The organism is Streptomyces sp. NPDC001480 (assembly GCF_042894725.1).
Lineage (GTDB): Bacteria > Actinomycetota > Actinomycetes > Streptomycetales > Streptomycetaceae > Streptomyces.
The window spans coordinates 420,392-433,215 of the sequence record NZ_JBIAVX010000003.1; the positions used below are offsets into that span (position 1 = coordinate 420,392).

At 72.6% G+C, this 12,824-nt stretch carries 13 protein-coding genes and 1 riboswitch; of the genes, 7 read left to right on the plus strand and 6 right to left on the minus strand.

All coding sequences use genetic code 11. The annotated features are described in order from the left end of the window. Window positions 1-176 precede the first annotated feature (176 nt). From ACFY01_RS09200 to ACFY01_RS09215, 4 genes are all read left to right on the plus strand, one after another. Entirely contained in the window at window positions 177-998 is an 822-nt protein-coding gene (locus tag ACFY01_RS09200) for an ATP-binding cassette domain-containing protein (protein WP_390735042.1), read from the plus strand. Then, window positions 970-3,054, plus strand: coding sequence for a YhgE/Pip family protein (locus tag ACFY01_RS09205; protein ID WP_390735043.1), 2,085 nt, complete (start codon window positions 970-972; stop codon window positions 3,052-3,054). Before ACFY01_RS09200 ends, ACFY01_RS09205 begins: the two co-directional genes overlap by 29 nt. Window positions 3,055-3,104: 50 nt before the next feature. Continuing rightward, window positions 3,105-3,734, plus strand: coding sequence for a TetR/AcrR family transcriptional regulator (locus ACFY01_RS09210; RefSeq protein WP_361437429.1), 630 nt, complete (start codon window positions 3,105-3,107; stop codon window positions 3,732-3,734). A 402-nt stretch (window positions 3,735-4,136) separates the two neighbouring features. After that, window positions 4,137-5,627: a phytoene desaturase family protein gene (locus ACFY01_RS09215; protein ID WP_390735044.1), complete on the plus strand. Its 1,491-nt coding sequence runs from the start codon at window positions 4,137-4,139 to the stop codon at window positions 5,625-5,627. Window positions 5,628-5,646: 19 nt separating this feature from the next. Here ACFY01_RS09215 and ACFY01_RS09220 read toward each other — a convergent pair whose 3' ends face one another. From ACFY01_RS09220 to ACFY01_RS09245, 6 genes are all read right to left on the minus strand, one after another. After that, entirely contained in the window at window positions 5,647-6,534 is an 888-nt protein-coding gene (locus ACFY01_RS09220; RefSeq protein ID WP_390735045.1) for a hypothetical protein, read from the minus strand. Window positions 6,535-6,590: 56 nt separating this feature from the next. After that, window positions 6,591-7,514 (minus strand): methylenetetrahydrofolate reductase [NAD(P)H], encoded by a 924-nt coding sequence (gene metF / locus ACFY01_RS09225; protein ID WP_390735046.1) that lies wholly within the window; start codon window positions 7,512-7,514, stop codon window positions 6,591-6,593. A 113-nt stretch (window positions 7,515-7,627) separates the two neighbouring features. Further along, entirely contained in the window at window positions 7,628-8,275 is a 648-nt protein-coding gene (thiE, locus tag ACFY01_RS09230) for a thiamine phosphate synthase (RefSeq protein ID WP_390735047.1), read from the minus strand. 89 nt (window positions 8,276-8,364) lie between these two features. Further along, complete coding sequence (locus tag ACFY01_RS09235; protein WP_390735048.1) at window positions 8,365-8,730, minus strand: Rv2175c family DNA-binding protein; 366 nt, start codon at window positions 8,728-8,730, stop codon at window positions 8,365-8,367. Between the two features lie 78 nt (window positions 8,731-8,808). Continuing rightward, window positions 8,809-10,038 (minus strand): NAD(P)/FAD-dependent oxidoreductase, encoded by a 1,230-nt coding sequence (locus ACFY01_RS09240; protein WP_390735049.1) that lies wholly within the window; start codon window positions 10,036-10,038, stop codon window positions 8,809-8,811. 32 nt (window positions 10,039-10,070) lie between these two features. Then, complete coding sequence (locus tag ACFY01_RS09245; protein ID WP_390735050.1) at window positions 10,071-10,421, minus strand: hypothetical protein; 351 nt, start codon at window positions 10,419-10,421, stop codon at window positions 10,071-10,073. A 53-nt stretch (window positions 10,422-10,474) separates the two neighbouring features. Continuing rightward, a riboswitch (TPP riboswitch) is annotated at window positions 10,475-10,586 on the plus strand. Between ACFY01_RS09245 and thiO the strand changes: the two genes are divergently transcribed. From thiO to ACFY01_RS09260, 3 genes are all read left to right on the plus strand, one after another. Beyond that, the gene (gene thiO / locus ACFY01_RS09250) at window positions 10,584-11,744 is read left to right on the plus strand and encodes a glycine oxidase ThiO (protein ID WP_390735051.1); all 1,161 of its coding nucleotides are present in this window, start codon (window positions 10,584-10,586) and stop codon (window positions 11,742-11,744) included. Its footprint overlaps the riboswitch before it by 3 nt. Further along, window positions 11,741-11,953 carry a sulfur carrier protein ThiS gene (gene thiS / locus ACFY01_RS09255; protein ID WP_390735052.1) on the plus strand — a complete coding sequence of 71 codons (213 nt, stop codon included), beginning with the start codon at window positions 11,741-11,743 and terminating at the stop codon, window positions 11,951-11,953. The genes thiO and thiS overlap by 4 nt, the downstream gene beginning before the upstream one ends. Before the next feature lie 2 nt (window positions 11,954-11,955). Further along, on the plus strand, window positions 11,956-12,750 hold the full coding sequence (locus ACFY01_RS09260) for a thiazole synthase (RefSeq protein WP_390735053.1): 795 nt from the start codon (window positions 11,956-11,958) through the stop codon (window positions 12,748-12,750). Window positions 12,751-12,824 lie beyond the last annotated feature (74 nt).

A 12,824-nucleotide genomic window follows, 5' to 3' on the forward strand; every position in this document is an offset into this window, starting at 1 on the left:
AACCTCCTGTCGTCTGGGTGACGGCACGCCCTGCTACGAGGTGCCGTATGTGCCCATCGTGAGGTATGGCACTGACAATCCGTTCTGACCTGGCCTTTTGCTTCGATCGAAGGTTCGGGCTAGTTTTTGCACTGACCAGTCAGTTCAAAAACATTTCCAGGGGGAAGGCGGGAGCCATGGACCCGTCACAGGACAGCCCGGCACAGGACAGCGCCCACGGCCTCGGCGTCACCGCCCGCGACTTCGGGCTGCGCGGGCCCCGGGGCTGGGTCTTCCGGGGCGTCCGTCTGGACGCGGAGCCCGGGTCGCTGATCGCGGTCGAGGGGCCCTCCGGTTCCGGCCGTACCTGTCTGCTGCTCGCGCTCACGGGACGCATGAAGCCCACGGAGGGAGTGGCCACCGTCGGCGGGCTCAAACTCCCCCGGCAGATGTCCGCCCTGCGCCGGGTCAGCGCCCTCGCCAACGTCGCCGGGGTCACCGACCTCGACCCGGCCCTCACGGTCGGCGAGCACCTGCGCGAACGGGCGCTGCTGCAAAGGCGCTTCGGGGGTCCCCTGCGCGGGCTGCTGCGGCCCCGGGCGGAACGGGCCGGCGAGGCCCGGCGGCGGACCGAGAGCGCGCTGGCCGCCGCCGGGCTCGACCCGGACACCCTGCCCAAGGGCGCCCGGACAGCCGTACGGGATCTGGAGCGGCTGGAGGCGCTGCGCCTGTCCGTCGCCCTGGCCCTCGTCGGCGGCCCCGGGCTGCTCGCCGTGGACGACACCGACCTCAAGCTCTCCGACGCGGAGCGGGCCGAGGCGCACGCGCTGCTGGCCTCGGTCGCGGCGGCCGGGACGACGGTCGTGGCGGTGTACGCCGAGGCCCCCGAGGGCGCGGTGACCGTCTCCACCCGGCCCGCCGAGACCGACCACGAGACCGACGAACACGAGACCGACCACGAGACCGACGAAGACGTGAAGGAGGCGGCCGATGCGCTCGCCGAAACTGGCCGCGCTTGAGCTCAGGCGCTTCGGCCGCGGCAAGCTCCCCCGCGCCGCCCTGGTCGCGCTCCTCGTGCTGCCCCTGCTGTACGGCGCCCTGTACCTGTGGTCCTTCTGGGACCCGTACGGCCGCCTCGACCGCATCCCCGTGGCCCTGGTGAACGACGACAAGGGGGCGACCGCGAGCGGGAAGAAGCTCTCGGCGGGCGACGACCTCGTCGACGGGCTGCGCGACAGCCGGACCTTCGAATGGCACGAGGTGAGCGCCGCCGAGGCCCGCAGGGGCGTCGAGGACGGCACCTACTACCTGTCGCTGACCATGCCGGCCGACTTCAGCCGGCGCATCGCCTCCAGCTCGGGCGACTCCCCCGAGACGAGCGCGCTCCAGGTACGGACGAACGACGCGAACAACTACATCGTCGGGCAGATATCCCGGTCGGTGTTCAGCGAGGTGCGGACGGCCGCGTCCACCAAGGCCTCCCGGCAGTTCCTGGACCGGATCTTCATCTCCTTCTCCGACATCCACGGCAAGACGGAGACGGCCGCCAAGGGCGCCGACAAGCTCGAAGGAGGCATCGGGAAGGCGGAGAAGGGCTCCAAGGACCTCGCCGACGGGCTGAAGGACGCCAAGAGCGGCAGCGGCAAGCTGGCCAAGGGCCTGGAGAAGCTCGACAAGGGCGCGGGCGACCTCCAGGACGGCTCGCGGCAGGTCGCTGACGGCACCCAGACCCTCGCCGACAAGGTCAACGGGGTCTACGACAAGGCCGGCCCGTTCGTGAAGGCCAACGAGAAGACCATCGGGGACACCGCCCGGCTCGTCGCCGACTCGGCGAAGACGGTCCGCGACAACCTCGGCGTCCTGGTGAGGACGGCACCGGCCGCCGCCAAGGCCGCCCACGCGGCCTCCGCCGAGCTGGACGAGATCTACCGGACGCACTGCGAGACGGCGCTGCTGCCCGACGACGTCTGCCCCGACCTGAAGAAGGCGAAGACGGCCGCCTCCGACGTGGCCACGGTCGCCGACGACCTCAACACGCTGATCGCCGACCAGGACGGCGACCTGAAGACGCTGCGCGCGAACCTCGGCACGCTCCAGAAGCAGGCGCAGGCGCTCGCCGACCGCGCCCCGCACCTCTCCGAGGACCTCGACGACGCCGTGTCCCGCGTCAACAAGCTGAACGAGGGCGCGGGCAAGGTCGCCGCGGGCGCCGAGAAGCTGCACACCGGGCTGGGCACCGCCAAGACCGGCGCGACCGACCTCGACAAGGGCATCGGCACGGCCGAGACGGGCGCCGAGACCCTCAGCGGCGGCATGTACAAGCTCGTCGACGGCTCCGGGAAGCTCGCCGGCGGCCTGCACGACGGGGCGAAGAAGATCCCCGACTACGACAAGCGGGACCGCGACCAGCGCACCGGGGTCATGGCCGACCCGGTCCAGCTCGCCTCCAGGGACCTGCACCACGCGCCGAACTACGGCACCGGGTTCGCCCCGTACTTCATCCCGCTGTCCCTGTGGGTCGGCGCGATGGTGGCGTACATGCTGATCCCGCCGCTCAACCGGCGTGCCCTCGGTGCCGGGTCGTCCGCCTGGCGGACCGCGCTGGCGGGCTGGCTGCCGGTGGCCGCGGTCGGGGTGCTCCAGACGGCCGCCCTGATGTCCGTCCTGCACTGGGCGATCGGCCTGGAGATGACCCGGGCGGCCGGGACGGTGGGCTTCCTGTTCCTGGTGGCGGCCTGCTTCGCGGCGATCGTGCAGTGGCTGAACGCACGCTTCGGCGCGGCCGGCCGGATCCTGGTGCTCGCCCTGCTCATGCTCCAGCTGACCTCCGCGGGCGGTACCTACCCGGTGCAGACCAGTCCCCGTTTCTTCAACGCGATCCACCCCTTCCTGCCGATGAGCTACGTCGTGCAGGCCCTGCGCAGGCTCATCACGGGCGGTGGCCTCGGCCCGGTGTGGCTGGCCTGCGGCGTGCTGACGGCGTTCACCGCGGGCGCCCTCGCGCTCACCGCCCTGTCGGCCCGCCGCCACCAGGTGTGGACCCTGGACCGGCTGCATCCCGAGCTGAGCCTGTGACCTCGCCTTTCGTGTCCCCTTCGGACGCCGTTCCTGTGAGAATCGACGCCATGGAAAGCAGCAGCGCCACGTCGGGTGGCAGCACGCGCCGCGAGGCCACCCGGCAGAAGCTCTACGAGGCTGCCGTCACGCTCATCGCCGAGCAGGGTTTCTCCGCCACCACGGTGGACGAGATCGCCGAGCGTGCCGGGGTCGCGAAGGGCACGGTCTACTACAACTTCGCGAGCAAGTCGGTTCTCTTCGAGGAGCTGCTGCGGCACGGCGTCGGCCTCCTCACCGCGTCCCTGCGCGAGGCGGCCGAGCGGACGGCACGCGAGGGCGGCAGCAGGGTCGACGCCCTGGACGCGATGGTCCGGGCCGGACTGGTCTTCATCGACCGCTATCCGGCCTTCACCCAGCTGTACGTGGCCGAGCTGTGGCGCACCAACCGCGCCTGGCAGTCCACGCTGATGGTGGTCCGGCAGGAGGCCGTCGCCGTCGTGGAGGGCGTGCTGCGCGAGGGCGTGGCGAACGGCGAGTTCAGCGAGGAGATCGACGTGCAGCTGACCGCGGCCGCGCTGGTCGGGATGGTGCTGGTGGCCGCGCTGGACTGGAAGTCGTTCCAGCCGGAGCGGTCCCTGGACGACGTCCACGCGGCGCTGTCCCGGCTGCTCCAGGGACGGGTCAGCGGAAAGGGCTGAGCCGGCCCGCCCGGCGGTAGCCGCACGCGCGCGTGCACGGAAAAGCGCCGGTCCGTCGTGGCCCGTCCCCCGCGGGCCACCTCGAACCGGCGCTTCCCTCTTGCTCCCCCGGACGTCCCCCCGTTGGACCCCCCGTTCGGTCGTCCCCCGGGTACCCCCCGTGCCTCGCTTCCGCCGACGGATCGGCGGAAGGAGCGGATCGAGGGCCGCTCCGTTCCGGCGCCCCGTGTCGCCGGTGCCGGAGCCGTGCCCCTTCTCCGTGTCTCCACTCTCTCGTTCGCGCAGGTGGCAGCCCATCCGTGCGCGTACTCATCTCGCGCACTAGGTACGGATACTCAGCCCTGCGTGCTCATCCCCAGCCCGTGGCCGGGATTGTCGGTGGGGGTCGCTAAAGTCGCGGGCATGGCACGGATTGCGGTGATCGGCGCCGGGATGGGCGCGATGGCGGCCGCCGCCCGGCTGGCCGTCGCGGGCCACCGGGTGGCGGTGTACGAGCGTACGGAGACGTACGGCGGTGCGGTGCGCCGGTTCGAGCGGGACGGGTTCCGCTTCGACACCGGCCCCGGGCTGCTGCCCCTGCCCGCGGTCTACCGCGACCTGTTCGTCAAGACCGGCAAGGAGCCGCTGGAGGCCTGCGTCGAGCTGGTGCAGGTCGACCCGTCGTCCCGGCACGTCTTCGCGGACGGCACCGAGGTGTCGTTGCCGAACGCCTCGCGCGCGGGTGTCGTCGCCGCCCTGGACGAAGCACTGGGCGCGGGCGCGGGCGGGCGCTGGGGGGACTTCCTGGTGCGGGCGCGCGAGGCCTGGGACCGCACCCGGCGTCCCTTGCTGGAAGAGCCCCTGTGGCCGAACTGGCGTGTGCTGGCGGAGCGGGACCCCTATCCCTCGGTCCCGCACAAGCGGCTGCTGCGCACCCGGCGGGCGTCCACGCTCGCCGAGGTCGGGGAGTGGGACCTGCGCGACCCGCGTCTCGCGGCGCTCCTGGACAGCCACGCGCTCGCGTACGGCCTCGACCCCCGCACCGCTCCGGCGAGCGCGGCCGTACTGCCGTACATGGAGCACGCCTTCGGCACCTGGTATGTGCGGGGCGGCATGCGGGAGTTGGCGCGCGCGGTGTACGAGCGGTGCGTGGCCCGCCGGGTGGAGTTCACCTTCGGCGCGGAGGTCACCGGCATCGTGGAGAAGGACGGCCGGGTGGCGGGGGTGGAACTTGCTGGGGGCACCTCCCAGGCTTTCGGCTCTGGGGGAGGCACGGTGGCCGAGGCCGACCACGTGGTGGCGGACGTGGACCCGGTGCGGCTGCGGAGTCTGACGGGGCATCCGCTGGACGCCGACGGGGATGTGCGCGCGGAGACCGTGACGCCCCGCGCGGGCCGGTTCACGGTGCTCCTGGCCCTGCGCGGCGAGCGCGAGCCCGGTGCCGTACACCGCACGGTCGTGCACGCGCCGGACCCCGCGCGGCCCACGGTGACCGTGCTGCGGCCCGACGACCCCGCCTCGCGTCCGGAGGGCGCGTACGAGTCGGTGGTCGTCCAGGCCGTGGTGCCGGCGGAGGGGGACTGGGAGCAGGAGAGCACGGTCCGGGACTTCACCGGCCTCGTCCTGGACGCCGCCGGGGCCGCTGTTCCGGGCCTGCGCGAGCGGCTGGTCTGGCACGAGGTGCGGACGCCCGGTCACACCGGGGCCGAGACGGGTTCCGGGGCCGTCCCCGCTCCCGCGCTCGCCGCCGCGGACGGCCGCTTCCTGCATCCGGCGAACACCACACGCCTGCCGGGCCTGTACCGGGTGGGCGGCTGGTCACACCCCGGCGGTGGACTCCCCCACGCCGGCATGTCCGGCGCGCTGGTGGCGGGGCTGATCGTGGAGGGGCCGGACTTCCGCGGCTCGCAGTGAGCCCCTGAAGCAGCGAGCCTCAGAAACGGTACTGCTCGTCGAATCCGTGCCCCTGCTGCTGACCGCCCGTCTGGTAGGGGTACGGCTGCTCGGCGGGGAGGGCGCCGTAGGAGTCGTCGGTGCGCTGCTGCGGGACCCAGACGCCGTCCGCGGGGGTCTCGCCGTAGCCGCCGGTGCCGTACTGGCCCTGGCCGTAACCCTGTTGGTCGTAGTGCTGGCCGCCGTACGTCTGGTCGTAGCCGGTGGTGCCGTAGGCGTCGGTGTAGCCGCTGTACTGCTGCTGGCCGCCGGTGTCGTATCCGTACTGCTGCTGGCCGTAGCCGGAGTAGTCGTACGCGTACGACTGGTCGGCGCCCTGGTGCTGGGTGGCGGACGGCTGGGCGGAGCCCGAGAAGGAGTCGCCGTATATGCCGTACGTACCGGTTTCGTCGGGCATGGGCTGCGGCTCGTAGACCGCGGTGGTCTCCGCGGCCGTGGGTGCGGCGGAGCGGGCGGCGGGGGCGAAGACGTCGTCGCGGTCGTAGTCGTCGTCGGCGCCGGCGTCGCCGTAGCCGGCCGCCTGGGTCCCCTGGACGGCGGAGGCGTCGAGGACCGGGTCCTGGCGCTCGGGTTCGCCGCGGCGGCGCTTGCTCTTGCCGGTGGCGCCGGCCTCCGGGCGGCTGACCGCCCAGCCGGCGGCGAAGCCGCGGCGGAACGACAGCGTGACGTAGGTCTGCCCGACCGCGAAGGCGGCCGCGCCCAGGCCGATGACCGGCACGGACGGGATCAGCACACCGACCACGACACCGAGGAAGCCGACGAAGGCGAGCAGCCGCCAGCGCAGCCGCGCCTTGTACTGAAGCAGCACCTCACCGAGCAACCACAGCGCGACGATGCCGAACGCGATGTAGAGGACCGTCCAGCCCATGTACGCCCCTCTCCCAGTGACCGCTACGCAGTGTGTCGTATCGCGGTGCGGCCGGTCTAGGCCTGCGGGGGATGGTGCAGGCCCAGGTTCTCGTAGATTTCCAGCGTAGCCGTGGAGTTGTTGAGCGTGATGAAGTGCAGTCCGGGCACTCCCTCGGACAGCAAGCGTGCGCAGAACTCCGTGGCGAATTCGATACCGATGGAGCGTACCGCCGCCGGATCGTCTTTGGCTGTGAGGATCCGCTCTTTCAGGGCGGACGGGAAGGCGGCGTTGCTGAGCTTCGGCAACCGTTGCAGCATCTTCACGCTGGTCACCGGCAGTACCTCGGGGATGACCGGGGTCTCGCAGCCCGCGGCGGCGACCCGGTCGCGCAGGCGCAGGTAGGACTCCGGCTGGAAGAACATCTGCGTGATGGCGTAGTCGGCGCCGGCCCGGCACTTGTCCACGAAGTGCGCGACGTCGGCGTCCCATTCCGAGGAGCGCGGGTGCATCTCCGGGAACGCGGCGACGCCCACGCAGAAGTCGCCCGACTCCTTGATGAGCCGGACCAGCTCGGCCGCGTAGGTCAGGCCCTGGGGGTGCGGCACCCACTCGCCCATCGGGTCGCCGGGCGGGTCGCCGCGCACGGCCAGCATGTTGCGGATCCCGGCGTCCGCGTACTGGCCGATGATGTTGCGCAGTTCGGCGATGGAGTGGTCGACCGCGGTGAGGTGGGCGACCGGCGTCAGCGTGGTGTCGACGACGATCTGCTGGGTCTCCTTCACCGTGGTGGCGCGGGTGGAACCGCCGGCGCCGTACGTCACGGAGACGAAGTCGGGCGCCACCGCCTCGACCCGGCGCAGCGCGTTCCAGAGGTTCCGCTCACCCTGGGGGGTCTTGGGCGCGTAGAACTCGAAGGAGTACGTCGTCTTGCCGGTGCCGAGGATGTCACGCACCGTACGCGCGCGATCGGACCTGGTTGATGCGGTTCCGAGGGCCATACCGGCAGGTTAGCCAGGGGCGGCCGGTCCCCCAACCGAAAGCCGGAAGTTTGCCCGAATTGTCGGCCTGTTGTCCACCCCTTGGACATACGTGGACACCCGCGGGTGCGGCGTCACGCCTGCCGGAGCCGTTTGGCGAACTCCGCCGCCGCCGCTCCCGGGTCCGAGGCCTCGGTGATCGCCCGTACGACGACCACCCTGCGGGCTCCCGCGTCCAGGACCTCGTCGAGATTGCCCAGGTCGATGCCGCCGATGGCGAACCAGGGGCGGTCGGTGCCCAGCGCGGCGGTGTGCCGGACCAGGTCGAGGCCGGGCGCGGGCCGGCCGGGCTTGGTGGGGGTGGGCCAGCACGGGCCGGTGCAGAAGTAGTCGACGCCCTCCTGGACGGCGGCGGCCTCCGCCTCCGCCTCGGCGTGCGTGGAACGGCCTATGAGGACGTCCGCGCCGAGAATCGCGCGGGCCGCGGGGACCGGGAGGTCGCCCTGGCCGAGGTGGAGCACGTCCGAACCGGCGGCGTGCGCGACGTCCGCGCGGTCGTTGACCGCGAGCAGCTTGCCGTGCCGGGCGCAGGCGTCGGCGAGGACCGCGAGGTGCTCCAGCTCCTCGGCGGCCTCCATGCCCTTGTCCCGCAGCTGCACGACGTCCACACCGCCGGCCAGCACCGCGTCCAGGAACTCGGCGAGGTCACCCTGCCGTTTCCGGGCGTCCGTGCACAGGTAGAGCCGGGCGTCGGCGAGGCGGTCGCGGGCGGTGGCGGGCATGCGTGGGTCCCCCGTTGTCGGTGCGCGGTCGGCGGCGTACGGGCCAGGTGGCCCGTACGCCGGACGGTGTTCGGTTCGGATGGTCCGGGTCAGACGGCGAGCGCCTGGGCGCGGCGCTTCACCTCCGTGCCGCGATTCTCGCTCAGGGCCTGCGCGGGGGTGCCGGGGAGGCTCGGGTCCGGGGTGAAGAGCCATTCCAGCATCTCTTCGTCGGTGAAGCCGTCGTCCCTGAGGAGCGTCAAGGTCCCGGACAGGCCCTTGACGACCTTGTCCCCGTCGATGAAGGCGGCGGGGACGTGCAGCGCCCGGTTCTCACCACGGCGTACGGCGATGAGGTGGCCCTCCTTGACCAGCTGCCGAACACGTGTCACCTCGACGCCGAGCTGTTCGGCGATGTCGGGCAGGTTCAGCCAGGCGGGGACGAGAGCATCGATCTTCGCGTCAATCTCGGTCACGGGAACAAGCCTGCCATCTGCCACTGACACTCGGAAGTCAGGCCGGTCCACCTGGGGCGACATCCCAGGTCCCGGGCCTTAAGCCGTGGCGTTCTTCAGCGGCCTCGCCGGGTCGGCCAGCAGCTCCGGCCGCATCGGTGTGCCCGCCTCGATCAGCCGTCGCCCCTGGGCCAGGTCCCTCGGGCGTCCCACGGCGAGCAGGGCCACCAGCCGGTCCTCCTTCAGCCAGCAGACCGTCCACGCGGGGCCGGCCGGATCGCCGCGCCACAGGGTGCGGTCGGCCGCGCCGTGGTGACCGGCGTACTGGACGAAGCGGCCGAACTGCTCGGACCAGAAGTACGGCACGGGGTCGTAGACCGCGGGGGTCTCGTCCATGATGTTCGCGGCGACCGTGCGCGGGCCCTGGAGGGCGTTGTCCCAGTGGTGGACGAGCAGCCGCTCCCCGTACCGCCGGGAGGGGAAGGAGGCGCAGTCGCCGACCGCGTACACGTCCGGGGCCGAGGTCCGCAGGTGCTCGTCGGCCACCACCTCGCCGTGCGCGCCGAGTTCGATGCCGGAGCCGGCCAGCCACGCCGTGGCGGGGCGGGCTCCGATGCCGACGACGACGGCGCCCGCGGGCACCCGTGAGCCGTCGTCGAGCACCACCGCGCCCGGCTCGACGCGCTCCACGCGCGCGTGGGTGCGCAACACGGCGCCGCTGTCGGCGTACCAGGACACCATCGGCGCGGCCACCTCGGCCGGGAGCGCGCCGGCGAGGGGGCGGTCCGCCGCTTCCACGACCGTGACCGCGCAGCCCGCCTCGCGGGCCGCCGTGGCGAACTCGGCGCCGATCCAGCCCGCGCCGACGACCACGATGTCGTGCTGCCGGGCGAGTACCGGCCGCAGCCGTTCGGCGTCGTCGAGGGTGCGCAGCAGGTGCACGCCGGGCACGCCCTCCGTGCCCGGCAGCCGGATCGGTTCGGCGCCGGTGGCCAGGACCAGCACGTCGTACGGCACGGGCCCGGCCTCGGTGTCGACCTCGTGCTCGCCCGGGCGCACGCCCAGCGCCTCACGGCCGAGCAGGAGTTCGATGCCGAGCGCCTCGAAGTCGACGTCGAAGGCGGAGCCCTCGGCCTTGCCGAGCAGCACCGCCTTGGACAGCGGCGGCCGGTCGTACGGCTGGTGCGGTTCGGCGCCGATCAGCGTCACGGTGCCCCGGAAACCCTGCTCGCGCAGGGCGACCGCGGTCTGCACCCCGGCCATGCCCGCGCCGACGACGACCACGCGCCGCGCCTGTGACGTGCCCTGTTCCCGCGTCTGCTCGCTCACTCGATCACCATAGTCAACTGACTCTTCGTCAGTCAGGGGGCGTGCTCAGTGACCTGCTCCACAACGCTCGTACCCGCTCCGGGCTGCGATTCCCACTCCCAGGTCTCCTCCAGCCGCACCCTGCCGTCGGGCAGCTCGACGACGGTGGACGCGCAGTGTCCGCCGGAGGTGGTGCCGTCCCGCTTCAGCTGCACGTACCGGAAGTCCAGCCGGTCCCCCTCCCGGGTGCCCACGAGACACCCGCGTACGACATCGCCGCCCGCGTAGTCGGCCCAGATCTCGCCGTCCTTCTCGTGGTACGCGAACCGGGTGCGCGTACCCACCTGTCCCGGGGCCTGGTCCGCGACGGGGGCGAGGATCAGACCGTCGAGCGAGCGGGCCATCGGCGGAGGCCTCCTTACAAGTCAGGTGCTCTGCGGGCTAGGGTGGCCACCGTACAAGCACTCGCGGGAGCCCGGACGCACCGGGCTGAGAGGGAGGCTGGCGGCCTCCGACCGTACGAACCTGATCCGGGTCATGCCGGCGAAGGGAGGGGCTGGACGCCCATGCCGTCACGTACGTCCGACGTCCTCGTCATCGGGGGCGGCATCATCGGCCTGGTCACCGCCTGGCGGGCCGCGCAGCGCGGCCTGGCGACGGCCGTGGTGGACCCGGAGCCGGGCGGCGGCGCAGCCCAGGTGGCGGCCGGGATGCTGGCCGCCGTCACGGAGCTGCACCACGGCGAGCAGACGCTGCTCGGCCTGAACCTGGCGTCGGCCCGCCGCTATCCGGACTTCGCGGCCGAGCTGACCGAGCTCACCGGCCTGGACCTCGGCTACCGCAGATGCGGCACGCTCGCCGTCGCGCTGGACGCCGACGACCGCGCCCACCTGCGCGAACTGCACGCCCTTCAGCACCGGTCGGGCCTGGAGTCGGAGTGGCTGTCCGGACGGGAGTGCCGGCGTCTCGAACCGATGCTCGCGCCGGGGGTGCGCGGCGGGCTCCGGGTGGACGGCGACCACCAGATCGACCCGCGCAGGCTGGCGGCCGCGCTGCTCGCCGCCTGCGAGCGGGCCGGGGTGGTCTTCCACCGGGTGTGGGCCGAGCGCTTGGACGTCGTACGGGACCGGGCGGCCGGCGTCACCGCCTCGGACGGCGGCGAGTTGCGCGCGGGCCAGGTGGTACTGGCCGCCGGAAGCCTGAGCGGGCGGCTCGCGGGCCTGCCCGAGGACGTGCTGCCGCCGGTGCGGCCGGTGAAGGGCCAGGTGGTGCGGCTGACCGTGCCGCAGCGGTACGCGCCGTTCCTCAGCCGGACCGTACGTGCCGTGGTGCGCGGCAGCCACGTCTACCTGGTGCCCCGGGAGAACGGCGAGCTGGTCGTCGGGGCCACCAGCGAGGAGCTGGGCTGGGACACGACGGTGACCGCGGGCGGGGTGTACCAGCTGCTGCGCGACGCGCACGAGCTGGTGCCCGGCATCACCGAGCTGCCGCTCACCGAGACCCGGGCCGGACTGCGGCCCGGCTCACCCGACAACGCGCCGCTGCTCGGCCCGACCGGTCTGGACGGGCTGCTGCTGGCCACCGGGCACTACCGCAACGGCGTGCTGCTCACGCCCGTCACCGGGGACGCCCTGGCGCACGCCCTGACCACCGGTGAACTGCCCGAGGAGGCCCGCCCGTTCACCCTCAAGCGCTTCGGCAAGGCACTCACGGAGCAGCCCGCATGAACAGCCCCGTCACCATTTCCGTCAACGGAGAGCGCCGGGAGATCGCCCCCGGCACCGCTCTCGACACCCTCGTGAAGTCCCTCACCGCGGCGCCGCGCGGAGTGGCCGCCGCGCTCAACGAAACCGTCGTCCCGCGCGCGCAGTGGCCCTCCACGGCCCTGGCCGAGGGCGACCGCGTCGAAGTCCTCACCGCCGTCCAGGGAGGCTGACCATGGCCGACGACCCCTTCGTCCTCGGCGGTACGTCCTTCACGTCCCGCCTGATCATGGGTACGGGCGGTGCGCCCAGCCTCGAGGTGCTGGAGCGGGCGCTGGTCGCCTCCGGCACGGAGCTGACGACCGTGGCGATGCGACGGGTGGATCCCGGCGTGCACGGCTCGGTGCTGTCGGTGCTGGAGCGGCTCGGCATCCGGGTGCTGCCGAACACGGCGGGGTGCTTCACCGCCGGGGAGGCCGTGCTCACCGCCCGGCTGGCACGCGAGGCGCTGGGGACCGATCTGGTGAAGCTGGAGGTCATCGCGGACGAGCGCACGCTGCTGCCGGATCCGATCGAGACGCTGGAGGCGGCGGAGACGCTGGTCGACGACGGGTTCACAGTGCTGCCGTACACCAATGACGACCCCGTGCTGGCGCGGAAGCTGGAGGACGTCGGCTGTGCGGCGATCATGCCGCTGGGGTCGCCGATCGGGTCCGGGCTGGGGATCCGCAACCCCCACAACTTCCAGCTGATCGTCGAGCACGCGCGCGTGCCGGTGATCCTGGACGCGGGGGCCGGTACGGCGTCGGACGTGGCGCTGGCGATGGAGCTGGGGTGTGCGGGGGTGATGCTGGCCTCGGCCGTCACGCGGGCGCAGGAGCCGGTGCGCATGGCTGCCGCCATGCGGTACGCGGTGGAGGCGGGACGGTTGGCCCGGCTGGCGGGGCGGATTCCTCGGCGGCACTTCGCCTCGGCGTCGTCTCCTGCGGAGGGGCTGGCTGTGCTTGATCCGGAGCGGCCCGCTTTCTAGTGCGGCCTTGCTGTAGTCCCGTTTTTGTCTCCCACCCACGCACCACCCGTTTCCAGTTGGTTCAGAGGTGGACG